The 23,064-nt window shown below is 60.0% G+C and carries 20 protein-coding genes; 11 read left to right on the plus strand and 9 right to left on the minus strand.

Annotation, left to right across the window (positions count from 1 at the left end):
• Positions 1-22: 22 nt before the first annotated feature.
• The 6 genes from KW840_RS25150 to KW840_RS25175 all read left to right on the plus strand — a co-directional run bounded on the left by KW840_RS25150 (position 23) and on the right by KW840_RS25175 (position 6,128).
• Positions 23-631 carry a LysE family translocator gene (locus KW840_RS25150; protein ID WP_218498141.1) on the plus strand — a complete coding sequence of 203 codons (609 nt, stop codon included), beginning with the start codon at positions 23-25 and terminating at the stop codon, positions 629-631.
• Between the two features lie 132 nt (positions 632-763).
• On the plus strand, positions 764-1,789 hold the full coding sequence (locus KW840_RS25155; RefSeq protein WP_371318491.1) for a LacI family DNA-binding transcriptional regulator: 1,026 nt from the start codon (positions 764-766) through the stop codon (positions 1,787-1,789).
• A 182-nt stretch (positions 1,790-1,971) separates the two neighbouring features.
• Entirely contained in the window at positions 1,972-2,754 is a 783-nt protein-coding gene (locus tag KW840_RS25160; protein ID WP_154909135.1) for a sugar phosphate isomerase/epimerase, read from the plus strand.
• Positions 2,747-3,733, plus strand: coding sequence for a sugar kinase (locus tag KW840_RS25165; protein WP_218498142.1), 987 nt, complete (start codon positions 2,747-2,749; stop codon positions 3,731-3,733). Before KW840_RS25160 ends, KW840_RS25165 begins: the two co-directional genes overlap by 8 nt.
• A gap of 103 nt (positions 3,734-3,836) precedes the next feature.
• The gene (locus tag KW840_RS25170; protein ID WP_218498143.1) at positions 3,837-5,129 is read left to right on the plus strand and encodes an MFS transporter; all 1,293 of its coding nucleotides are present in this window, start codon (positions 3,837-3,839) and stop codon (positions 5,127-5,129) included.
• Positions 5,130-5,150: 21 nt separating this feature from the next.
• On the plus strand, positions 5,151-6,128 hold the full coding sequence (locus KW840_RS25175; RefSeq protein WP_218498144.1) for a D-glycerate dehydrogenase: 978 nt from the start codon (positions 5,151-5,153) through the stop codon (positions 6,126-6,128).
• Positions 6,129-6,754: 626 nt separating this feature from the next.
• Here the strand turns inward: KW840_RS25175 and KW840_RS25180 are convergent.
• The 5 genes from KW840_RS25180 to KW840_RS25190 form a co-directional block, all read right to left on the minus strand.
• Positions 6,755-8,959 carry an autotransporter outer membrane beta-barrel domain-containing protein gene (locus tag KW840_RS25180; RefSeq protein ID WP_218498145.1) on the minus strand — a complete coding sequence of 735 codons (2,205 nt, stop codon included), beginning with the start codon at positions 8,957-8,959 and terminating at the stop codon, positions 6,755-6,757.
• A 162-nt stretch (positions 8,960-9,121) separates the two neighbouring features.
• Positions 9,122-9,805, minus strand: coding sequence for a hypothetical protein (locus KW840_RS28720; RefSeq protein ID WP_256353629.1), 684 nt, complete (start codon positions 9,803-9,805; stop codon positions 9,122-9,124).
• Complete coding sequence (locus KW840_RS28725; protein ID WP_256353630.1) at positions 9,778-10,305, minus strand: hypothetical protein; 528 nt, start codon at positions 10,303-10,305, stop codon at positions 9,778-9,780. The genes KW840_RS28720 and KW840_RS28725 overlap by 28 nt, the downstream gene beginning before the upstream one ends.
• A 6-nt stretch (positions 10,306-10,311) precedes the next feature.
• Positions 10,312-11,085, minus strand: a complete 774-nt coding sequence (locus tag KW840_RS28730; protein WP_256353631.1) for a hypothetical protein — start codon at positions 11,083-11,085, stop codon at positions 10,312-10,314.
• A 204-nt stretch (positions 11,086-11,289) separates the two neighbouring features.
• Complete coding sequence (locus KW840_RS25190; protein WP_218498146.1) at positions 11,290-12,477, minus strand: pyridoxal phosphate-dependent aminotransferase; 1,188 nt, start codon at positions 12,475-12,477, stop codon at positions 11,290-11,292.
• Between the two features lie 414 nt (positions 12,478-12,891).
• Between KW840_RS25190 and KW840_RS25195 the strand changes: the two genes are divergently transcribed.
• A complete protein-coding gene (locus KW840_RS25195; protein ID WP_218498147.1) occupies positions 12,892-13,251 on the plus strand; it encodes a DUF6124 family protein in 360 nt (119 codons plus the stop codon).
• 131 nt (positions 13,252-13,382) lie between these two features.
• Here KW840_RS25195 and KW840_RS25200 read toward each other — a convergent pair whose 3' ends face one another.
• Together KW840_RS25200 and KW840_RS25205 are read right to left on the minus strand one after the other, a co-directional pair.
• On the minus strand, positions 13,383-14,519 hold the full coding sequence (locus tag KW840_RS25200; protein ID WP_218498148.1) for a glycerate kinase: 1,137 nt from the start codon (positions 14,517-14,519) through the stop codon (positions 13,383-13,385).
• Positions 14,520-14,776: 257 nt separating this feature from the next.
• A complete protein-coding gene (locus tag KW840_RS25205) occupies positions 14,777-15,898 on the minus strand; it encodes a sugar diacid recognition domain-containing protein (protein ID WP_218498149.1) in 1,122 nt (373 codons plus the stop codon).
• 170 nt (positions 15,899-16,068) lie between these two features.
• Here KW840_RS25205 and KW840_RS25210 point away from each other — a divergent pair, with 170 nt between their 5' ends.
• The 3 genes from KW840_RS25210 (at position 16,069) to rarD (ending at position 19,658) form a co-directional block, all read left to right on the plus strand.
• Entirely contained in the window at positions 16,069-17,379 is a 1,311-nt protein-coding gene (locus KW840_RS25210; RefSeq protein WP_218498150.1) for an MFS transporter, read from the plus strand.
• 189 nt (positions 17,380-17,568) lie between these two features.
• On the plus strand, positions 17,569-18,576 hold the full coding sequence (locus KW840_RS25215; RefSeq protein ID WP_218498151.1) for an aldo/keto reductase: 1,008 nt from the start codon (positions 17,569-17,571) through the stop codon (positions 18,574-18,576).
• A 200-nt stretch (positions 18,577-18,776) separates the two neighbouring features.
• Positions 18,777-19,658, plus strand: coding sequence for an EamA family transporter RarD (gene rarD, locus KW840_RS25220; RefSeq protein WP_150814059.1), 882 nt, complete (start codon positions 18,777-18,779; stop codon positions 19,656-19,658).
• A 127-nt stretch (positions 19,659-19,785) separates the two neighbouring features.
• Here rarD and hppD read toward each other — a convergent pair whose 3' ends face one another.
• Both hppD and KW840_RS25230 read right to left on the minus strand, forming a co-directional pair.
• Complete coding sequence (gene hppD / locus KW840_RS25225; RefSeq protein ID WP_218498152.1) at positions 19,786-20,862, minus strand: 4-hydroxyphenylpyruvate dioxygenase; 1,077 nt, start codon at positions 20,860-20,862, stop codon at positions 19,786-19,788.
• Positions 20,863-21,113: 251 nt separating this feature from the next.
• Positions 21,114-22,058: a DMT family transporter gene (locus KW840_RS25230; protein WP_218498153.1), complete on the minus strand. Its 945-nt coding sequence runs from the start codon at positions 22,056-22,058 to the stop codon at positions 21,114-21,116.
• Positions 22,059-22,135: 77 nt separating this feature from the next.
• On the opposite strand from KW840_RS25230, the gene KW840_RS25235 reads away from it, so the two are divergent.
• Complete coding sequence (locus tag KW840_RS25235; protein WP_218498154.1) at positions 22,136-23,008, plus strand: LysR family transcriptional regulator; 873 nt, start codon at positions 22,136-22,138, stop codon at positions 23,006-23,008.
• Positions 23,009-23,064: the final 56 nt, after the last annotated feature.

The following is a 23,064-nucleotide window of genomic DNA, read 5'->3' on the forward strand; positions in this document are numbered from 1 at the left end:
TCTTCACCGGAGTTTGCCTGCGATGCTGTCCTCTTTTCCGACGTTGCTGCCCTTTCTGCTGTTCGCCTTTGTGGCCTCGATCACCCCCGGCCCGACCAACATTCTGGTGCTGAGCAACAGTGCCCGATTCGGCTTGATGGCTGCCGTTCCGATCATTTTTGGCGCCTGTGCCAGTGCTGCGATATTGGTGTTGTTGGTGGGCACCGGTGCCGGGACTTCGCTGATCGAATGGCCTGCGCTGCAAACGCTCATGCAGTGGGCCGGCGTGGCATGGCTGAGTTATCTGGCCTGGCAAATCTTCCGCGCCCCGGCTGCCGCCATTGCCGCCGACAATGCCGAGAAGCGCCTCGGCTTGCTGGGCGCGGCGAGCCTGCAATGGATCAACCCGAAAACCTGGATGATGGCACTGGCGGTGGTCAGCGTGTTTGCCGGGGTGGGTGAAGACCGGTTTGTGCATGTGATGTATTTGTCGTTGGCGTTTTTCCTGATCTCGCTGCCGTGTCTTGGAGCTTGGGCAGTGCTCGGCGCCGGCTCCAGTCGCTGGCTGCGTTCACCTCGTGCGATGCAGCGCTTCAACCGCTGCATGGGCCTGTTGTTGCTGGGTTCGGCGTGGTTGAGCGTGCTCGCCTGAGTTCCATTGGTCGTTTTTTGTCGGCCTGTGATTCATCGAACACTTGACGACGGATTCATTTCTGGTGTTTCCTGAAACCGGTTTCAGCGCCATGCGCTCTGCCTTATAAATCCAATAAGAAGGTTTCAGACCGTGAACGATTTCTCCGCCGCCCAGCGTAGCCGCGTGACCATGCTCGACGTGGCCGAACACGCCAAGGTCTCCAAGGCCAGCGTTTCGCGGTTCATCGGCGAAGACCGCGCCCTGCTCTCCGATGCCATTGCCCAGCGCATCGAACAGTCCATTGCCGAACTGGGTTATCGCCCGAACCAGATGGCCCGTGGCCTGAAACGCGGGCGCACCCGCCTGATCGGCATGCTGGTGGCCGATATCCGCAACCCATATTCGATTGCCGTGATGCACGGGGTGGAAACCGCCTGCCGTCAACACGGCTACAGCCTGGTGGTGTGCAACACCGATCGCGACGACGAGCAGGAACGCCAGCACCTGGCCCTGCTGCGCTCGTACAACATCGAAGGCCTGATCGTGAACACCCTCGGCCATCACCGTGACGAGTTGCATGAACTGCACCGGGAAATGCCTCTGGTGCTGGTGGACCGCAAAGTCGAGCATCTTGAGAGTGACATGGTCGGCCTGGATAACCCGGCGGCTGTCGAGATGGCCCTTGCCCACCTTGAAGAACGCGGCTATCGCGACGTGCTGTTGGTGACAGAGCCGTTTGACGGCACCAGTTCACGGATCGAGCGGGTCAGCAGTTTCAAGGCGCAGATCGCACAGCGCCCGGCCCTGCGCGGCACGATGATTGAGACCGGCAACGAACTGACTGCGCACCTGAAAAACTTCCTCGACACGCCAGGCCCCGGTCCGAAAGCGCTGTTTTGCTCGAACGGGATCGCGGCGCTGGCCAGCACTCATGCCTTGCGTGAGCTCAAGTGCAATCTGTTTGAAGACGTGGGGCTGATAGCCCTCGACGATCTGGATTGGTACCCGTTGGTGGGCAGTGGCATCACCGCTTTGGCCCAGCCGACCACCGAGATTGGCGCGAGTGCATTTGAGTGTCTGCTCAAGCGGTTGCGGGGGGATGACGGGGCGTTGCGGACGCTGGATTTTTCGCCGCAGCTGGTTGTGCGGGGGTCGACCCTTGGCGTTTTTAGATGACTGGGCCGGCCCCATCGCGAGCAAGCTCGCTCCCACAGGAGTCTCTGGGGTACACAACATTTTTGTACGACACAAAACACTGTGGGAGCGGGCTTGCCCGCGATGAGGCCCGAAAGAACAACACGTCACTCACTAATATTTTTTTGAACAAAAATGAAACCGGTTTCAGAGGTAGAAAAACAATGAATAAACCAGCCGTTTCCATCAGCCTGTCCAGCTACGGCGCCGACCTGGTGCGCCAGCGCGGCCAGGGAAGTTTCATCGCAGTACTGGCCGCCGCCGGGGCCACGCGCATCGAATGGCGCGAAGAGCTGCTGACCTTTGAGAACCCCGAGCACCTGGCCGACGCGACTCAGGCCGAGGGTCTGGAAAGCGTGTACTCATCACCGATGGAGCTGTGGCTGGCCGGTCAATCCAGACCCAATCCCGAATTGCTGACAGCACTGCAACGCGCCCAAATGTTCGGCGCCAAATGGCTGAAAGTATCGCTGGGTTACTTCACCGACAACAGCGACCTGCAACGCCTCGCCCGCATGCTCGGCGAAAGTGCGGTGCAATTGCTGGTGGAGAACGACCAGACCCTGCACGGTGGCCGCATCGAACCGTTCCAGCGTTTCTTCAATGAAGTCGAGCAACACAACCTGCCGATCAAAATGACCTTCGATATCGGCAACTGGCAGTGGCAGGACCAGTCCGCCGCCAGCGCCGCGCGGTTGCTCGGTCGGCACGTCGGTTATGTGCACTGTAAAGCGGTGACGCGCCGTGCCGACGGCAAACTGGTTGCCATCCCACCCGCCGCCAGCGACTTGCAACAGTGGGAACACCTGCTGCGGCACATGGACCAAGGCGTTATGCGAGCCGCGGAATATCCGCTGCAAGGCGAAGACCTGGTGCAGCTGACAACCGAGCATGTCGCCGCCCTCGCCCACCTCGGCCAATCGTCGCTGGAGAATGCTCATGTCTGAGATCGATATCCTCTCGTTCGGCGAAACCATGGCGATGTTCGTTGCCGAGCAGACCGGCGACCTGGCCAGCGTCAACGCGTTCCACAAACGCATTGCCGGCGCCGACAGCAACGTCGCCATCGGCCTGTCGCGCCTGGGATTCAACGTGGCATGGCTGAGCCGCGTCGGCGCCGATTCCCTGGGCCGATTCGTGATCGACAGCCTGGAAAAGGAAGGCCTGGATTGCCGCCACGTCGACATCGACCCCGCGCACCCCACCGGTTTCCAACTCAAATCGCGCACCGACGATGGCAGCGATCCTGTCGTCGAGTACTTTCGCCGTGGCTCGGCGGCCAGTCACTTGTCGTCGCATTCGATCGTGCCCGACTTGCTCAAGGCCCGGCATCTGCACGCCACCGGCATTCCTGCGGCGTTGTCGGAAACGGCGCGGCAGATGTCCTTCGAATTGATGACCCGCATGCGCGATGCCGGGCGCAGCGTGTCGTTCGACCCCAACCTGCGCCCGAGCCTGTGGGCCAGCGAGCGACTGATGATCACGGAAATCAACCGCCTCGCCGCCCTCGCTCATTGGGTGTTGCCAGGGCTGAGCGAAGGTCGCCTGCTCACCGGCTTCGAAGACCCTGCCGACATCGCCGCGTTCTACCTCGACCAGGGCGCCGAAGCCGTGGCGATCAAGCTGGGGCCGCACGGTGCTTACTACCGTACTCATCTTGATCAAGGTTTCGTCGCCGGTGTACCGGTGCAAACGGTGGTCGACACCGTGGGTGCCGGCGATGGATTTGCCGTCGGCATGATCAGCGCACTCCTGGAAAACCAAAGCTTTGCCGACGCCGTGCGGCGGGCCAACTGGATTGGCAGCCGTGCGGTGCAGAGTCGGGGGGATATGGAGGGGTTGCCGACCCGATCCGAAATGGTCAGCGAATTTGAGGCCGTCATCGCGAGCAGGCTCGCTCCCACACTGGATCGTATTCCAATGTAATTCCCCTGTGGGAGCGAGCTTGCTCGCGATGAGGCCAATACAGGCACTGAAGAACAAACCGTTACCTGCTGCGACAAAAACAACAAGCTCAGGAGCATCACCCATGAAAACCGCAACACTCGCCACCCGCCGCTGGTGGTACATCATGCCCATCGTGTTCATCACCTACAGCCTGGCGTACCTCGATCGCGCCAACTACGGTTTTGCCGCCGCCTCCGGGATGGCCGCCGACCTGATGATCACGCCGGGCCTGTCGTCGATGCTCGGCGCGCTGTTCTTCCTCGGTTACTTTTTCTTCCAGGTGCCAGGGGCGATCTACGCCCAGAAACACAGCGTGAAGAAACTGATTTTCGTCAGCCTGATCCTCTGGGGCAGCCTGGCGACGTTGACCGGGATTGTCTCCAACGCCTATTGGCTGATCGTCATCCGCTTCATGCTCGGCGTGGTCGAAGCCGCGGTGATGCCGGCGATGTTGATCTACCTGTGCCACTGGTTCACCCGTGCCGAACGCTCACGGGCCAACACCTTCCTGATCCTCGGCAACCCGGTGACCATGCTGTGGATGTCGGTAGTCTCGGGGTATCTGGTGCAGCATTACAGCTGGCGCTGGATGTTCATTGTCGAAGGTTTGCCGGCAGTGCTCTGGGCCTTCATCTGGTGGCGTCTGGCCGATGATCGTCCGTCCCAGGCCAAGTGGCTCAACGATCAGGAAAAACAGGATCTGGAAAGCGCACTGGCGGCCGAACAGGTCGGCATCAAGGCGGTGAAAAACTACGCCGAAGCGTTTCGCTCACCCAAAGTGATCATCCTCGCGCTGCAGTTTTTCTGCTGGAGCATCGGTGTCTACGGTTTCGTATTGTGGCTGCCGTCGATCCTCAAGGCCGGCGCGCAGATGGACATGGTCGAGGCCGGCTGGCTATCGGCGCTGCCTTATCTGGCGGCGGTGATCGGCATGCTGCTGGTGTCCTGGGGTTCGGACAAACTGCAAAAGCGCAAACGCTTCGTCTGGCCGCCGCTGCTGATTGCCTCGATTGCTTTCTACGGTTCCTACGCGCTGGGCGCCGAACACTTCTGGTGGTCGTACACCCTGCTGGTGATTGCCGGTGCGTGCATGTATGCGCCGTACGGTCCGTTCTTCGCGATCATCCCGGAAATCCTCCCGGCCAACGTCGCGGGCGGCGCCATGGCATTGATTAACAGCATGGGCGCGCTCGGTTCGTTTGGCGGCTCTTATCTGGTCGGTTACCTGAACAGCACCACCGGTTCGCCCGGCGCATCCTATCTGTTGATGAGCGGTGCGCTGATGCTTTCGGTGGTGCTCACGGTGTTCCTCAAGCCCGGCGCCAGCGACCGGGAGCGGCCCACGGTAGCGCGCCCCCTCACGGCTCATTCCTGAATTGACGTTGAGATCACGAAGATGAAAAAGCAGGTCGTCCTGTACAAGAAACTCTCGCCGCTGCTCATGGCTCGCCTGCATGAGCACACCGATGTGACGCTGATCGACAGCCTCGATGCCGAAGGTCTCGGCAAACTGCGCGACGCCCTGCCCCATGCCCACGGTCTGCTCGGTGCCAGCCTGAAACTCGATGCCGAACTGCTGGATCTGGCGCCCAACCTTGAAGCCATCGCCAGCGTTTCGGTGGGCGTGGACAACTACGACATCGATTACCTTACCGAGCGGCGCATCCTGCTCAGCAACACGCCGGACGTGCTCACCGAAACCACCGCCGACACCGGTTTCGCACTGATCCTGGCCACTGCGCGGCGCGTGGTGGAATTGGCGAACATGGTTCGCGACGGCCAGTGGACCCGCAACATCGGCCCCGCACATTTCGGCAGTGACGTACACGGCAAGACCCTGGGCATCATCGGCATGGGCCGCATCGGCGAGGCCTTGGCCCAGCGCGGGCATTTCGGCTTCGGCATGCCGGTGATCTATCACAGCCACTCGCCGAAACCGGCGGTCGAAAAACGGTTCAACGCGCAATACCGCAGCCTGGCCGAACTGTTGCAACAAGCGGATTTCATTTGCCTGACCTTGCCGCTGACGGCCGAAACCGAAGGGTTAATCGGTGCCGAGGAATTTGCACTGATGCGCCCGGAAAGCATCTTCATCAACATTTCCCGAGGAAAAGTCGTGCATGAAGCGGCGTTGGTCGAGGCGTTGCGCAGTGGACAGATTCGCGCGGCGGGGCTGGATGTGTTTGAGCGCGAACCGTTAAACCTTGATTCGCCGTTACTGCAATTGAACAACGTGGTGGCGACGCCGCACATGGGCTCGGCAACCCATGAAACACGGGAAGCGATGGCCAGGTGTGCGGTGGACAACCTGCTGGCGGCGCTGGCGGGTGAGCGGCCGGTGAATCTGGTGAATCCCGGGGTGTGGAAGGCTTGAGACATTCGTTGTCCTTAAGGCAGCCATCGCGAGCAGGCTCGCTCCTACAGGTTCAGTGGTGTTCACAATTCATACGTTCACCACCGACCACTGCTCGCGATGTCGCCAGTGCAAGCAACACACCTCATCAAGTCCGCCCTCGTCAATCTCATGCGCAAAAGCGACGAACGGAATCCGCTTCCCATTGCACCCTGCCCTCGATGTTAGTCCAGCCAAAACAATGACATCCGTCAAAAAAAGCCACTCGCGGCCACCTGCCCGAGTGCCGATCAAAAATCGCAAAACTGGTAGTTCTTACAGGTTTCAACGCGCGGGAACCACGCTATAACGGGGCTGGAGCTACACGCTGGACGCTGGAACCACGCCCCGTCAGGAAGGAACCGCCGCGCCCGCCTCATTGATCGAAATGGGAATAACGGAGTCGGCCGTGTCCACGGCGCCGTCATCGTAGGGTCAATTTGAATGATGGATTCGGATGCTGACATTTCACGTTCTCCTTGCTGAAAATCGGACGCGCCGAAACAAGGAGCCCGGGCGTCCGCCAATCCTGATGAACAGAACATCAACGCCGTTTACGACAGGCACCGGATTCGAACCGGTGCCATTCGCTTCATGGGACGGTGCGTTTACCAGAGATAGCGCAGGCCCACGTTGGCTCCCCACGGCTGTTCGATTTTGTTGCCATTGCTGTAATCGAAGTCGGCATGAATCGACACTTTGTCGCTCAGCGACACCGCCACACCGGCCCCCAACTCCCCACGGGATCCCGAGAGGTCGTTGTTGAAGGTGTTGTCGTTGACCTTCACTTCATTGTTATTGGCGAACTCGTGTACATACGCGGCACGAATGTATGGCTGCACAATCTTGTCATCCCACTGGAAGTTTCGCCCGGCGGTTGCCCCGGCCTTGGCCAGCAAAGAATGAGTGCGATCGCCTTCGGCGGACAGGCCGTTATCCAGGTCGTAGTCCTTGCCCTGAATGATCACGCCCGACAGTTGAGTGAAGGGCTCAACAAAATAATCGTCAGCCAGCTTGATGTGTCGACCGAACTCCAGGGAGGCACCGACGCCATGGCTGTCGTAATTGCCCTTGGTCTTTTTGCCGTCGCTCAGGTGCACATCGGACTCGTTCTGGAACCGGTTGAACTTGAGCACGCCGTCGAAGTAGTAGCCGCTCGCCTCATCCAGCCACGTGGTATAGGCGCCCAGGTAGTAGCTGTCGATGGTGCCGCTGGTACCACGGCTCATGTCCAGGTCGGACTTGCTGTAGCCACCCAGCACACCCACCAACCACTGTCCGTCACCGACCGGCAATGGCGCATCGGCACCAAACGACAGGCCTTGCTGGACTTGCTGGTAAGCGACACCGGAGCTGGCATCAACGTTGAATTTGTTGCCATAGGCACGAATCCAGCCACCGGCCTTGCCGTGGTCCATGCGTACTTCGCCCATGCGGCTGCGCAGGGTGCTGAGTTCGCCATACCAGGCGGTCGGTGCCGCGTTGAACAGCGCGATCACCGATTGAGTGCCCGGGCTGATGCTGCGCGTAAGGGTATTGAGGTGCCAGTCGGTGGGGCTCTGCTGGACCAGATCGTAGGAAAAAGCCCCGAGGTCCACGGCGCCACCGGCCAGGCTGAAAGTGGCATCACCGCCACCAATGTGCACCACCGGAATAGCGCCGACACCCACAGGCTCCGAACCACTGGAATCAATGGCTATGGTGTGGTTGCCGGTGGCATTGCCGGCCACGGTCAAGGTATCGACCTGACCGGTCTTGAAGTCGGTGTGCATGAAGAACGTACCACCCGTACCCGACAACGTTCCCACGCTCAGCTTGAAGTATTCACCGGGGTTGCCGAACTGGATGGCACCGCCGTTCATGTCCAGGTTTTGCACTGAGCCATCTTGGACCATCACCCAACGCGCGTTGCTGTTGACGCCCAGGTTCTGCACGTTTTGCAAACGACCGGTCAGGGTCGCGGAATCTTCGAGCAGCACATTGGCCGTGCTACCGCCGTCCGCGACGATATCGCCCGTGAGTGTGCTGTTGCCAACCCGCAAATTACCTTCAGCGCCGGCCACCACGTCCATCAGAATGCCGTTGCTGGCCGTCAGCGTCGAACCATTGAGGACCGCAATATTGGCCTGAGACGGGCCAGTACCGATGTTATCGACGACAATCGCCGCACCGTTCAAGCCGGAAACATGACTGTTGTTCAGTTCGAGCGTGGCCGGGCCGCTCACCACCGGGTCGGACATTATCTCGATGCCGTTCTGATTACCGGTAATGGTGCTGCCAGTGGCGCTCACCGCCCCGCCAAATACTCGCATGCCCGGTGCGATGGCACCGGTCCCGGTGACTGTGGTACGTGACAACGTCAGCGTGCTCAAGCCGGTAATCGAAACGCCCGTCGATGCCCCGCTGATGATGCTGTCACTGACGATCGCGGTCGAACCTTGGGTGGCCGACGCGTTACGGGCAACCGAAAGACCTGTTTGACTGCTGGAAATAGTGCTGCCGGCAATGTTCGCCCTGCCGGCATTCATCATTACGCCATTGGCGCTCCCGGTAGCCTGCACGTTAGTGCCATTGAGGTTGAGCGTGGAATTGTTGACGGCGATTTCACGGGTCTGCGCGCCATTGGCATTGAGCGTCGATGCGCCGTTCAACACGTAATTGTCGGGTGCAGTGGTGCCATCAATCGTCAGGACTTGACCCGGATTCAGCACCAGGGCATGCGCCACTTCACCGACCAGTAAAAAAGGAGTGATGGACAGCAGCTTCAGGGCCTTGGAGAGCGGATGAAGTTTGAACAATTGAACCTTGGTCATTTCGGCACCATGAGTGAGTGAGGATCGAAAGCGGCGCAGGCTATAGAACCGGAGTTAATCGGTATGTAGGACTTATCTGAAGGAGTCACCCACACAGCACAGCTCAGTGAGCGGATGCAGACATCACATCCGCCCCCTTTGCCAAAACGACTTACTTCAGACTCAAGGGTTGGGCTTGGGCGGAAGGTTGCAGCTCCCCTCACCCTGCGACAACGCGATCTCGGTTTCGGTGGGTGTCGGCGAAACAGGTTTGCCGGTGATGGTGTACGTCACCTCGCACATTCCTGACGGCACGGGTTTGCTCCAGATGGGCAGAAGATGCGTGGCATAGGGCTCGATGAGCCAGACAATGCCGTTGGTAGCCTGTTGTTCGGTGATGTTGGTAAACGTGTGTGTTTTGGCGGCGGTTGGCACTTCAACCGGGCTGTCAAAGTCCGTAAAGGCCTTCCATCCCACTACAACGGTGTCGCCAGCCTTCAGGAAACTGCTCGGCGGGATCAGGAACTCCATGCCAAAGAGAGTGCCCGCGGCATTCCAGCGCAGCGAATTACACGTAAGGACGCCGTTGGGATTCACATGCTGCGGTAATGCTTCCGGCAGACGGAACACCAGGAAGTCGATCTTGACCATCGTTGGGGTTTGCGGTTCTTGCGGGTTTTTGTGGTCAGCGTGTGTCAGTCTGTACGAGACGGGCATGGCGGGACTGGCGCCTTCGCCGCGGATCACGTCCCAATCGAGTTCAATCTCAATGATGTCACCCGCCGTGTCATTCGTGACGTCTACGACATAAGGCGCGCCGATGGGTGTTCCATTCCACATCACCTGATAGGTGTCGCCGTCAGCCATTCGATCTTGGCGAGAACCTCTTTGTCCTCATCCGTGTCGACCAGTTCGTTGTCAACGCCTGACTCGCCAACAATCGTGACGGGTTCAAGGTTGGGGTTACCGGGCTCGGGGTTTGGGTTATCCGGCCCGGCATTGGAAAGGTTGCAAGTCTTGGGGACGATGATAGATACGAAAGATTCCAGACCTCGGTACACGATGTACTGGACGTCGGTCGCCACCGGACCTTTGGCTGCACCATACCGCGTCTTGATGTGTTCCCAGGGCACAAAGAAACTGTGAGTTGGCGGGTTATCGCCAACGGGAATTCTGTTTGCAACTTCGACGCCGCCCCATTTCATGGCAATTTCATCGGTGGGTTTGCCATTGGGGATCTTGGGAAACCTGACAATGACACCGCCATTGACGATGTCCGAGCGCAGTAATTCACCACCTGTGGCGTCTGTGACAATCGGCGCCTGTAATGGCACTGGCGTCGGCGTTGGCCCAAGCGCCACGGACATCAGCTCCTACAATGACAGTGGGCTGATGTTGCCGGCCTTGTCGATCAAAACATAGCCGCCACAGCATGCACCGTCCCCCGCCGTGATGAACTTGTCTTTGGGAATTCTTACCTTGCCGTTCGCAACAATGGCTTGCGGGCCAATGAGATCAATGTCCGCTGGATCGTCCGGTAATTCACCTTTGAGCCAACCGAACGCTACCCGCACGTCAGCCGAATCGCCCGTCCAGCCAGGAATCGTAAACTCAAGAAAATCATCAGTGCCAAACGTTAAATCGGTAATGGGTGTTGTGAACGTGTATCCCATCTTGGCCGGCGGTATCGAGCCATTGGGCGGGACTTTGTCGATATGAATGGGCACGGGTAGGGATTGGTCCGGCACATCCAAATAGCTCATATGCCAATACCTGAGGTCGAACGCGCCCTCATTGTCCGGGTTCAGCATGAACGCACTGGGCAAGGTAAATACCAGCGGCACCCATGTATCACCGCCCTTATACGTGAGTTCAGGAGAAATCAACGTCCATTCGTTGCTGCCTCTGCGGGCGATTTCCAGTTTGAACCTGTCAGTTTGTGTGGGTCGGGTTGGAAGTGGCCCGCCCCACACCTGAATGGTGATGGTTTGATCGGCATCCAAACTTGCCCTGGGAATAAGCCCCTCCGGGTTCCCGGCCATCACAATGTGCGATACATCCGGGGACTGGACCGCCAGCGGTGCTGCCCCGCCAGAGGTGGCTTCGCGTGCCGCAAGCTGTTGCTCTTTTTTATCTGAACCTGCCATGTTGTCGCTCTCCATATTCATAACCTCGCGCCATGGGCTTGCCATGACGTCAGGCCGGAAAAGCAGACCGAATGTTACCGGGCACTACCAAACGCATCCCGTCGTTCTGCGCTTTGGAGCAGTAAACCGTGTTTTAGAAAAGTGCGTAACTATCAAAGTTGACAGGTAGCGCCACTTTTTTTTGCATGCTGGAGGCGGTGCAACTCAAGCCCGCCGCCCCTCAAGCAAGTCCGTGGCGCACAGCGCAATCCGTCGGCAGGCATCCGCCAGTTTCGCCCGGTCCACCACCAGGCCGATGCGAATGTGCCCCGCCGCACTGGGCCCGAAGGCTTCGCCGGCCAGCACCGACACGCCATAACCGTCCAGCAGCCGCTCGGCAAAATGCTGGGCGGACAACCCGATCTGGCGCACGTCGACCATCACGAACATGCCGCCATCGGGGCGAATCGCCTGGATGCCAGGGCACAGATTCAAACTGGCGCACACCAGGTCGCGACGCTGGCGATATTCCTCACGCATCTGCGCCACGTGCGGCAGGTTTTCATCCAGCGCCAATTGCGCGGCGTTCTGGATGAAGTCCGGAATGCCGAACAGCATGCACAACGACAGATTCACCAAATGCTCACACAGCGATTGCGGCCCGATCACCCAACCCACCCGCCAGCCACTCATGGCGTGGGATTTCGACAGGCTATTGATCGTCGCCGTGCGTTCGGCCATGCCCGGCAAACTCGCGGGGCTGATGTGTTCGCCCTCGAACAGCAGCTCGCTGTACACCTCGTCGCTGATCAACCACAGGTCATGGCGAATGCACAATGCGGCCAGCGCTTTCCAGGCCGTCAGCGGCAGGCTGGCACCGGAGGGGTTGTTCGGGCTGTTGAGCAACATCGCGCGGGTGTTCGGTGTGATCAGTGCCGCGACATCGGCCGGATCGACCCGAAAGCCGTTCTGCGAGCGCACCGGCACCGGCACCACTTTCGCCCCGCAGGCACCGAACACGCCTTCGTAGGTCACGTACATCGGCTCGGCGACGAGCACTTCGTCCCCCGGGTCGAGCAGGCATTGCGCAACCGAATACACCGCGCATTGCGCCCCGGGGAATACGATCACGTGCTGCGCATCCACGGCCTGGCCGCTGCGCCGGCGATGATGGCGGGCGATGCTGTCGCGCAAGCCTTGGCTGCCGCGCACCGCCGGGTAGTGCGTGTCGCCGGCCAGCAAACTGCCAATCGCGGCCTGGACGATGGGTTGTGGGGTGTCGAAATCCGGGTCGCCGATCGATAGCAGCAAGACATCGACACCCTGCTCGCGCAGCGCCAGCGCTCGATCGTGAATCCGCCAGGCTGCCGCTCCGTCACCGGCGATTCGTTGGGTCAAGGCTGAGTAGCGCATGGCGTTCTCCTGTCGCGCGTATTCCTGGCCACAACCCTATCTCAAATCGCGCAACACGGCACCTCGCGAGCGCGCGTTTAATGGTGTTTAAGGTTACTTCATGAAAGCCACAGGACCTTGCGCCGTTGCCTACGCTTGCGCCAGAATCCGCCGGCTTGTGCGCCTGGGGGGCCATCGGTAACTTGATTCGTGTCACTGCTCATCAGTGATCGGGTTTAGTCGCCCGGCTAAGGAAAAGCGGTCGCACGAGCATCGTCAGTCAGGTTTCTACCTGCACTTGATGGTAGCTGTGCGCTTGGCGCCCTCGGGCGCGCCGGTTTTGCTTTCCCTTGCTGGTCGACTAACTTGCGCACAGCTGCCACCCCTTCGTTTAGTCGCGAGATGGTTGCAGCCCTACTGAAAAGGGAAGCATCTATGTTCAAAGTCACACCCAACCCGCCGGACACCGATCCGGTTTCCCCGTACGAACCCGATTCAAAAAAGCTCAACGAAGCCGCCGAACGCGCCCTCGCCTTTCACTTCCCCTCGATCGCCGATATCAAAGCCACGCCACGTACTCCCGGCACACTGTTCACCGTGAACCCAGAAGCCACGACCGAAACCCTGGTGGTTTACCTGGTGGAAACGCTGGCCTCAGTCGACGTGATGGTTCACCAGTTGGTGGATCATCTGGACGGCGGATCGCGCAATGCGCTGCTGGGGATTTCCAACAGCGTGATGCTGGCGGAGATCGCGGCGAACCGGGTGCTGGATCAGATTGATCCGCCTGAATAGTCCGCCAACACTAAAAAAACCTGTGGGAGCGAGCTTGCTCGCGATAGCGGTATGTCAGTCAGCATTGATGTCGCTGACATACCGTCATCGCGAGCAAGCTCGCTCCCACAGGGATTGGGGTGTTCGAAAGGTCAGCGACTGGCCAGCCGCCAAACCCGCGCCACATCGGTCGCCCGCTCACGCAACAAGCGCGGCGCTTCGGCACAAGCCTGCTCCAGGGTCATCGGCCCGCTCGCCAGGGCAAACGCAGCGTCGATACCGTGCTCGTACAGTGCCTGATAGCCCTCGCCCAACGTGCCAGCGATGACAATGACCGGCACGCCGTGTTCCCGGGCGACCCGCGCCACGCCAAACGGCGTCTTGCCGCGCAGGGTTTGCGCATCGAAACGCCCTTCACCGGTGATCACCAGATCGGCGCCTGCAACGGCGTCGGCCAGACCCACCAGTTCGGCAACCACCTCGACCCCGGCCGTAAATTGCGCACCGAAGAACGCCTTGGCGGCAAACCCCAGGCCGCCCGCCGCGCCACTGCCCGGCTCGTCGCGCACGTCGTTGTTCAAGGCTTGCGCGCAGTGGTCGGCAAAGTGCCCCAGGGCGCGGTCCAGTTGCTCGACCTGCGCGGGCGAGGCGCCTTTTTGCGGGCCGAAAATCGCCGAGGCACCGTGGGGGCCGCACAGCGGGTTGTTGACGTCGGCGGCGATATCGAAGCGCACCTGGGCCAGGCGCGGATCAATCTCGCTCAGGTCGACGCGGGCCAATTGCCCAAGGGCCAGACCGCCCGGTGACAGCGTCTGCCCCTGAGTGTCGAGCAACTTCACACCCAGGGCCTGCATGGCGCCGGCACCACCGTCATTGGTCGCACTGCCGCCAATCGCCAGGATCACCCGTTGTGCACCGGCATCCAGCGCGGCGCGGATCAATTGCCCGGTCCCGAAAGTGCTGCTGATGCACGCATCCCGTTGCGCCACCGGGACCAACTGCAAACCGCTGGCTTCGGCCATTTCGATGATTGCGGTGTGGCTCTGGGGCAACCAGCCCCAGGCGGCATCCACCATGGCCCCCAGCGGCCCGCGAACCAGGGTGCGGCGCTGCTGGCCTTCGCACGCGGCCAGGATCGACTCGACAGTCCCTTCCCCGCCGTCGGCCATCGGGCATTTGATCAGTTGGGCATCAGGCCAGACCTGCGCCAATCCCAATGCAATGGCATCGGCCACGCCTTGGGCGCTGAGGCTGTCCTTGAACGAATCGGGGGCGATCACGATTTTCATGGGAATTCTCCAGTTCCAATGCCCACATGCTGCCAGCCGCCATGAACAATAACGCCGGGCCGCTGCACAAGCGGTGTTGAGGATTATTGTTCATTTCCACAAAACCCGGCGGGAGCGGCATCGTCCACAAGTCTGTGCACCACCACAAATAACTGTGGGAGCGAGCTTGCTCGCGATGGCGGCGCATCAGTCAGCATTAATGTCGCTGACACACCGCTATCGCGAGCAAGCTCGCTCCCACAGGGCAATTGCGTGATTCATGGATGGATGTCTGACTCGGGCAGCAGTTGCACGCCAAGGTAGAGTGCGAGCATGCCGTCCAGTCGCAATGGATCAACCCCACTCAGCTCGGCAATCCGCTCCATGCGATACCGCAGGCTGTTGCGATGGATGCCCAGTGCATCGGCGCAGGCCTGGCTCTGGCCGTCGTGTTCGCACCAACTGCGCAGGGTGGCCAGCAACTGGCCGTTGCTGTCTTTGGCAATGACCTTGCGCAGCGGATTGAGCAATTCGTCGAGGGCGTCGTCGTTGCGGTGGCGCCAGAGCATAACCGGAAGCCGATAGCGGTTGAGCGTCAGCAATCGGGAGCGCGGCAGCACTTCGCGCCCGTAGGCCAGCAAGTCACCGACCCGGCGATAGCAGCGACGCAATCCGGAAAGTCCATCGGCCTGCCCACCCACGGCAATGCGCAGGATGTTCCAGCCCAGGCCGTCGAGCTTGTCCAGCAAGCGCTCGTTCTCGACCGTCTGGCTGGCCGGTCGGCACCAGAGCAATGAGGTTTTGGCCGAACTCACGCACCAACTGTCCGGATGACGGCTCGTCAACCAGGCACTCAGTGCCTCGACGGTTTGTCCTGGTGCGTGCTCCAGGCCCAGTTCGAACAAGTACGGCACACGAGTCATTTGTGGTTTGAGGCCCAACTGCTGCGCTTCATCGACCAGTCGTGGAGAATCCCCGGCTTCGCTCAGAAGCAGCGCCAGCAAGTCATCGCAGCGCTGGCGCCGCCATTGCTGTTCGGCCTGCTGATTGCGCTGGCCCACCAGCATTTCGGCGGTCATGCGCACCAGCTCGGCGTAGGTGCGCAGTTGCTCGGGTTCGCCGGTGATGCCCAGCACGCCGATCAAGCGCTGGTCGAGCATCAATGGCAGGTTGATCCCCGGTTGTACGCCCTTGAGGTGAATCGCCGTCTGCGCATCGATCTCCACCACCCGGCCATTGGCCAATACCAGTTGCGCGCCCTCATGCCGGGTATTGACCCGCTCCGGTTCGCCGCTGCCCAGGATCAAACCCTGGCTGTCCATGACGTTGACGTTGTACGGCAGGATAGCCATCGCCCGGTCGACGATGTCCTGGGCCAGGTCGTGATCGAGTTCGAACATGCAAGTGATCCTTGAAGACAGTGATGGAACGGGTTGTTCACCCGCACAGGCCTTGGTTGCAAACCCTGTGCTCAGGCACAAAGACAGCCACCCTGAGGGTGGTCGAGACTCTCTGGGCGATCAACGTTACCCTTTGCATCGCAAAAAATCATAATAAAGAGAGAGCCGCCATGACACAGAGCGCCGTAGCGTCCCAGGCCATCGCTGACGATAAAAACGCCGTCTACAAGCGCATCACCCTGCGTTTGATCCCCTTCATTTTCATCTGCTACCTGTTCAACTACCTCGACCGGGTAAACGTTGGATTTGCCAAACTGCAGATGCTCGACGCGCTGAAGTTCAGCGAAACCGTGTACGGCCTCGGCGCCGGTATCTTCTTTATCGGTTACGTGCTGTGCGGCGTGCCAAGCAACCTGGCCCTGACCAAATTCGGCCCGCGGCGCTGGATTGCGCTGATGATGATTGCCTGGGGCACCCTGTCAACCTGCCTGCTGTTCGTCACCACGCCGACCGAGTTCTATACCCTGCGCCTGTTCACCGGCGCGGCCGAAGCCGGGTTCTTCCCGGGCGTGGTGCTGTACCTCTCGCAGTGGTTCCCGACCTTCCGCCGTGGCCGCATCATGGCCTTGTTCATGTCGGCGATCCCGGTGTCGGGCCTGCTCGGCAGCCCGTTCTCCGGGTGGATTCTCAACCACTTCGCCGCCGGCCAGGGCGGTCTCGCCGGCTGGCAGTGGATGTTCCTGCTGCAAGGCATTCCCACCGTCATCCTGGGTGCGCTAGCTTACTTCCTGCTCAGCGACAGCTACGCCAATGCCAAGTGGCTGACTCCGTTTGAGCGTTCGGTGCTGGAAGCCGACCACGCCGAAGATCTGGCGAACAAGCCGAAAACCACGACCGATTCGCTGCTGGCGGTGTTCAAGAACCCGGCGATCTGGGCTTTCGGCCTGATCTATTTCTGCATCCAGAGTGGCGTCTATGCGATCAACTTCTGGCTGCCGTCGATCATCAAGAACCTGGGCTTCAGCGATAACCTGGTGATCGGCTGGTTGAGCGCGATTCCGTATCTGCTCGCCGCCGTATTCATGCTAATGGTTGGCCGTTCAGCCGACCTGCGCAAAGAACGCCGCTGGCATTTGGTGGTGCCGATGCTGATGGGGGCGCTGGGGCTGCTGATCGCGGTGAATTTCGCCGCCAACCCGGCCATCGCGATTCTTGGTCTGACCATCGCCACCATGGGCGCCCTCACCGGCCTGCCGATGTTCTGGCCGGTGCCGACCTCTCTGCTCAGTGCGGGCGCTGCCGCCGGTGGCCTGGCGCTGATCAACTCGATGGGGCAGATGGCCGGTTTCCTCAGCCCGTACCTGGTGGGTTGGGTCAAGGACAGCACCGGCTCGACCGATGCGGCGCTGTACCTGCTGGCGGGTGTGATTGTCTGCGGCAGTTTGCTGGCGTTGCGCATGACCCGAACCTTGCGCACCTGATCAACACAAATCCCTGTAGGAGCGAGCTTGCTCGCGAAGGAGTGTCAGACACGCCCATGTAGCTGACACTCCATCGCGAGCAAGCTCGCTCCTACAGTTGGTTTGTGTGTGTGTTTGAGATTTGCGTTTGCTCCCGGCAATGGTTCTGGTATCTGATTGAGCCTTTCCCACTGGTAAAAGGATTTGCTCATGAGCTACCGCACGCTGGGTCATTCGGGTCTGCAGGTGTCCACCCTGACCCTGGGCACCATGATGTTCGGCGAACAGACCAGCACCGAAGATTCCCTGCGGATCATCGACAAGGCCTGGGACCAGGGCATCAATTTCATCGACACCGCCGACGTCTACACCAACGGTCGTTCCGAGGAAATCGTCGGTGAGGCCATCGCCAGCCGCCGCCATGAATGGGTGCTGGCCACCAAGGTCGGCTACGGTCCCGTGGACGGCGTTCCCAACCGCAGCGGCCTGAGCCGCAAGCACCTGTTCAACGGCATCGATGCCAGCCTGACACGCCTGGGCACCGACTATCTCGACATCTATTACCTGCACCGCGAAGACCACAATACGCCGCTGGAGGTCACGGTATCGGCCATCGGTGACTTGATTCGCCAAGGGAAAATCCGTTACTGGGGCCTGTCCAACTACCGTGGCTGGCGCATCGCCGAAGTCATTCGCGTCGCCGACAAACTGAGCGTTGACCGGCCGGTGATCAGCCAGCCGCTGTACAACATCGTCAACCGCCAGGCAGAAACCGAGCAGTTCACAGCGGCTCAAAGCTACGGCCTTGGCGTGGTGCCCTACAGCCCGCTGGCGCGCGGGGTGCTCAGCGGCAAATACGCACCGGATGTGAAACCTGATGCCAACAGTCGTGCCGGACGCCAGGACAAACGCATCCTGGAAACCGAATGGCGCGTCGAATCCCTGCGCATCGCCCAGCAAATCCAGCAATACACTCAGGAACGCGGCGTCGGCATCGTCGAGTTCGCGATCGCCTGGGTGCTGAACAACAGCGCCGTGACCTCGGCCATTGTCGGGCCGCGTACCGAAGCGCAGTGGGACGCCTACACTAAGGCGCAGGCAGTGAAGATCACGGCAGAGGATGAGGCGTTCATCGATTCGCTGGTGACACCGGGGCATGCGTCGACACCGGGGTTCAATGATGTGAGCCACTTTGTGTCCGGCCGCAGATCGCTTTAAACCACTGTAGGAGCGAGCTTGCTCACGATGGTGATCAACGATAACGCGGGGAGCCTGCCTGCCCGCGGTGTCTGGTCGTTCATCGCGAGCAGGCTCGCTCCTACAGGGGATGTTGGAAATATTGATCATCCGGACAATATTCAGCACAAAAACCACGTATCCTCCGCCCCCCGTTTCACCTTCTACCTCGCGAGGACAGCTTGTCTAAAGGTATCGCTCTATCGGTTTCAGCCTCGGTGCTGTTTGCCGTCATGTACTACTACACATCGCTGCTCAGCCCCTTGAGCGGCGTGGAAATCTTCGGTTGGCGCATGCTGCTGACCGTCCCGTGCATGACCGTGTTCATGGTGGTGTCCGGGGAGTGGAAGCGCGTGCTGGAGATCGTTCGGCGCGCCATGGCCAATCCGAAACTGATGGGCGCGCTGATCGCCTCCTCTGCCCTGCTCGGCGTGCAATTGTGGCTGTTCATGTGGGCACCGTTGAACGGTTACAGCCTCGACGTATCACTCGGCTATTTCCTGCTGCCGCTGACCATGGTCTTGACCGGTCGCCTGGCCTACGGCGAACGCCTGTCCTATCTGCAAAAAGTCGCGGTGGTGTTCGCCTGCCTGGGGGTGGTCAACGAGGTGTATCAGGTCGGTGGTTTTTCCTGGGCAACCTTGCTGGTCTGCGTGGGTTATCCGGCCTACTTCGTCCTGCGTAAACGACTGGCGGCGGACAACCTCGGTGGCTTGTGGCTGGACATGGCGTTGACGCTGCCGGTGGCGATCTGGTTCGTCCAGAGCGGCGCGCAAGGTTTTGGTGTGTTTGAACAGCATCCTTGGTTATCGCTGCTGATCCCGATGCTCGGCGTGATCAGCGCATCGGCACTGGTGGTCTACATCATTGCCAGCCGCCTGCTGCCGTTCAGCCTGTTCGGTTTGTTGAGCTATGTCGAACCGGTGTTGTTGCTGGGCGTGGCGTTGCTGCTGGGAGAAAGCATCAAGGCCGGGGAATGGCTGACCTACATCCCGATCTGGATGGCCGTGCTGGTGCTGGTGTTTGAAGGGTTCAAGCATCTGGTCCGGCAGCGCAGACCTTAAGCACACGCAAAACAAAATGTGGGAGCGAGCTTGCTCGCGATTGCAGTGTGTCATTCAACATTAATGTTGAATGAACTACCGCTATCGCGAGCAAGCCCGCTCCCACAGTTTTTATCGGTGTAACGGATTAGTCAGTGGAGAGAACACCACGACGAACCTGGTCACGCTCGATGGATTCGAACAGCGCCTTGAAGTTGCCTTCGCCGAAACCGTCGTCGCCCTTGCGCTGGATGAACTCGAAGAACACCGGCCCCATCAGGGTTTCCGAGAAGATCTGCAGCAGCAGACGCTTGTCGCCCGACTCGGACGAACCGTCCAGCAAAATGCCCCGCGCCTGCAGTTGGTCCACTGGCTCGCCATGGTTCGGCAAACGGCCTTCGAGCATTTCGTAGTAGGTCTCCGGCGGAGCGGTCATGAAGCGCATGCCGATGTTTTTCAGGTGGTCCCAGGTCTTGATCAGGTCATCGGACAGGAACGCAACGTGCTGGATGCCCTCGCCGTTGAACTGCATCAGGAACTCTTCGATCTGCCCGGCGCCCTTGGACGACTCTTCGTTCAACGGGATGCGGATCATGCCATCGGGTGCGGTCATGGCCTTGGAGGTCAGGCCGGTGTATTCGCCCTTGATGTCGAAGTAGCGGATTTCGCGGAAGTTGAACAGCTTCTCGTAGAAGTTGGCCCAGTAGGCCATGCGACCGCGATACACGTTGTGGGTCAGGTGATCGATGATCTTCAGGCCGGCACCGACCGGATGGCGGTCGACGCCTTCGATGAACACGAAGTCGATGTCATAGATCGAGCTGCCTTCGCCGAAACGATCGATCAGGTACAACGGTGCGCCGCCGATGCCTTTGATTGCCGGCAGGTTCAGTTCCATCGGGCCGGTTTCGATGTGGATCGGCTGGGCGCCGAGTTCCAGGGCACGCTTGTAGGCTTTTTGCGAATCCTTGACACGAAACGCCATGCCGCACACCGACGGACCGTGCTCGGCCGCGAAATACGAAGCCACGCTGTGGGGTTCGTTGTTGAGGATCAGGTTGATCGCGCCCTGGCGATACAGGTGCACGTCCTTGGAACGGTGGGTCGCCACCTTGGTGAAGCCCATGATCTCGAAGATCGGCTCCAGGGTGTTCGGGGTCGGCGATGCGAGCTCGATGAATTCAAAGCCCATCAGGCCCATTGGGTTTTCGTATAAATCTGCCATGGTCGGCGCCTCATCATTTTTTTATCAATTAACAAAGGTTAGTTGTAAGCAATGCTGAGACCGGTGGGTGGCGCACAGGAGATGCCCCGCACACTGCGGGCGAGAAAGTCACCGTAGATCAGTTGAAACCCGAATATCTTCATTTTCGACCCAAGGCTCTTGCGGGCGAGGCTTCTGCTGCCAGAAGACGATTATTATTGTATGCGTAACCCGATTCTACACAGCGTAAATCAGTTTGTCCGCCTTCTGTATCAAATCCCCTTTTTCCATGCCCGCGCAAGGGGTTTGTTGCAGAGGAAAATCCCCGCCAGTATCAGCCCGCCACCCAGGCACATGGCCAGCGTCAGCGGCTCATCCAGCAGCAGCGCGCCAAGGATCACCGCCGTCAACGGGTTCAAGGCAATGAACACCCCGGAACGGGTCGCGCCGATTTTGCGAATACCGTCGTAGTAGCCGATGTACGCCAGCGCCGACCCCAGCACGCCCAGGTACAAAAGGCTCAACCATTGCTGCGCACCCAGCTGGGCGATCGCGGCGACACTCACCTCGCCGCGCACGATGCAGGTCATCCAGAGCATGACGGTGCCCAGCAGGATCGAATAGGTCACCGTTTGCACCGGGCCCAGGGTGTGATTCAGCTCTTTGGAGAACAGCGAGTAGACACCCCAGCCGAGGACACAGCCGAAAATCAGCAAATCGCCGAGCCAGACATCGGCGCCGCCGGCCAGTAGTTGCGGGTCGCGACTGACGATCACCATGCTCGCGCCCGCCACGCAGATCGCAATGCCGACGACTTTCGCCCGATTCAAACGCTCCTTGAACAGCAACCAGGAAGCCAGGCCGATCACCGCCGGATTCAGCGCCACGATCAAGGATGCCCGTGAAGCGTTGATGTAATGCAGGCCATAAAAGAAGCACAGGTTGTAAAAAAATATCCCGAAAAAGCCAAGCAATGACAATTGCAGCCATTGCCGGGGGCTGGGCCGGACCAGCGGTGTGCGTGCCATGCGTATAAACAGCAGCAAGACCACGCTGGCCAGCAGAAACCGCAGGCTGGCAGCCAGTAGCGGGCTGAGGTCAGCGGCCAGATAGCGTCCGGCAACGAAGGTGCCACCCCACACCATGGTGACCGCCGCCAGTTTCAGATACACCGGAAGATCCGATGGTTTTGACAGGCTTTGCTCGCAGATCGTCATAGATTCCAGGACCGGATGTTGGAGAGATGCCGTATCATTCGGTTAATACCCAGTCATCGTAAAATGAGCAAACACTCATGACCCTCACTCAACTGGAGATTTTCTCCCTCGTGGCCGAACTCCACGGCTTCACGGCAGCGGCCAATCGCCTGGGTATTTCCCAATCGGCGGTGTCCCATGCCTTGAAGTCCCTGGAGTTGGAGTTGGGTGTCGAACTGCTGCGCCGGCATCAAACCCAGGTCGAACTGAGCGACATTGGCCAGCAGTTGTTGCTGCGCGCCCGGGCGATGCTCGGCCTGGCCAACACCCTGCGCCAGGAAGCGGCCGATGCCAGGGGCATGAAACGCGGCACGCTGCGAATCGGCTCCTTCGGCCCGACTTCATCGATCAAATTGCTGCCGTTGATTCTGCAGCAGTACCGCGCCGCCCATCCCGGCATCGAGGTGCATATCGACGAAGGCCCCGACCGTCAGGTACTCCAGTGGCTGGAGGAACGGCGGATCGACATTGGCTTTGTGGTATTGCCCGAGGAGCGTTTCGACACGGTCGCGCTGATCGAAGACCAGATGGTCGCGCTGCTGCCCGCCGACCACCCGCTGGCGGTTCACGACAGCCTGAGCCTGAAGGATCTGTGCGACTTCCCGTTCGTGCTGACCGAGGCCGGTTCTTCGGAGCTGGTTTCACGTCTGTTCACAGTGGCCCGCCTGACGCCCAATATCCGTTATCGCTGCTCGCAGTTGATCAGCACCCTGGATGTCGTCGCTCGTGGCGACGGGGTGACGCTGGTTGCCGAAGGTTCATTGCCTAATCAGATTGACCGCCGCTGCGTGAAAAAACCTCTGTCGCCGGCGGTGTTGCGCCAGGTCGGCCTGGCGGTGCTCGATCGACGCCAGGCATCACCCGCGACGCTGGCCTTTATCAGGCTGGCCGAAAGCCTTGATTTGCGTTGAGCGGCATAACCGCCAACGGCCAACTATCATGGCCCATACCCGAACTCTTCATGGGA

Origin of the sequence: Pseudomonas sp. PDM30 (genome assembly GCF_019218985.1) — a bacterium.
GTDB lineage: Bacteria > Pseudomonadota > Gammaproteobacteria > Pseudomonadales > Pseudomonadaceae > Aquipseudomonas > Aquipseudomonas jessenii.

Coding starts and splice junctions, on each gene's coding strand:
- KW840_RS25150 (WP_218498141.1), top strand. CDS start 23: ATGCTGTCCTCTTTTCCGACGTTGCTGCCCTTTCTGCTGTTCGCCTTT.
- KW840_RS25160 (WP_154909135.1), top strand. CDS start 1,972: ATGAATAAACCAGCCGTTTCCATCAGCCTGTCCAGCTACGGCGCCGAC.
- KW840_RS25165 (WP_218498142.1), top strand. CDS start 2,747: ATGTCTGAGATCGATATCCTCTCGTTCGGCGAAACCATGGCGATGTTC.
- KW840_RS25170 (WP_218498143.1), top strand. CDS start 3,837: ATGAAAACCGCAACACTCGCCACCCGCCGCTGGTGGTACATCATGCCC.
- KW840_RS25175 (WP_218498144.1), top strand. CDS start 5,151: ATGAAAAAGCAGGTCGTCCTGTACAAGAAACTCTCGCCGCTGCTCATG.
- KW840_RS25180 (WP_218498145.1), bottom strand. CDS start 8,959: ATGACCAAGGTTCAATTGTTCAAACTTCATCCGCTCTCCAAGGCCCTG.
- KW840_RS28720 (WP_256353629.1), bottom strand. CDS start 9,805: ATGGCTGACGGCGACACCTATCAGGTGATGTGGAATGGAACACCCATC.
- KW840_RS28725 (WP_256353630.1), bottom strand. CDS start 10,305: ATGTCCGTGGCGCTTGGGCCAACGCCGACGCCAGTGCCATTACAGGCG.
- KW840_RS28730 (WP_256353631.1), bottom strand. CDS start 11,085: ATGGCAGGTTCAGATAAAAAAGAGCAACAGCTTGCGGCACGCGAAGCC.
- KW840_RS25190 (WP_218498146.1), bottom strand. CDS start 12,477: ATGCGCTACTCAGCCTTGACCCAACGAATCGCCGGTGACGGAGCGGCA.
- KW840_RS25195 (WP_218498147.1), top strand. CDS start 12,892: ATGTTCAAAGTCACACCCAACCCGCCGGACACCGATCCGGTTTCCCCG.
- KW840_RS25200 (WP_218498148.1), bottom strand. CDS start 14,519: ATGAAAATCGTGATCGCCCCCGATTCGTTCAAGGACAGCCTCAGCGCC.
- KW840_RS25205 (WP_218498149.1), bottom strand. CDS start 15,898: ATGTTCGAACTCGATCACGACCTGGCCCAGGACATCGTCGACCGGGCG.
- KW840_RS25210 (WP_218498150.1), top strand. CDS start 16,069: ATGACACAGAGCGCCGTAGCGTCCCAGGCCATCGCTGACGATAAAAAC.
- KW840_RS25215 (WP_218498151.1), top strand. CDS start 17,569: ATGAGCTACCGCACGCTGGGTCATTCGGGTCTGCAGGTGTCCACCCTG.
- hppD (WP_218498152.1), bottom strand. CDS start 20,862: ATGGCAGATTTATACGAAAACCCAATGGGCCTGATGGGCTTTGAATTC.
- KW840_RS25230 (WP_218498153.1), bottom strand. CDS start 22,058: ATGACGATCTGCGAGCAAAGCCTGTCAAAACCATCGGATCTTCCGGTG.
- KW840_RS25235 (WP_218498154.1), top strand. CDS start 22,136: ATGACCCTCACTCAACTGGAGATTTTCTCCCTCGTGGCCGAACTCCAC.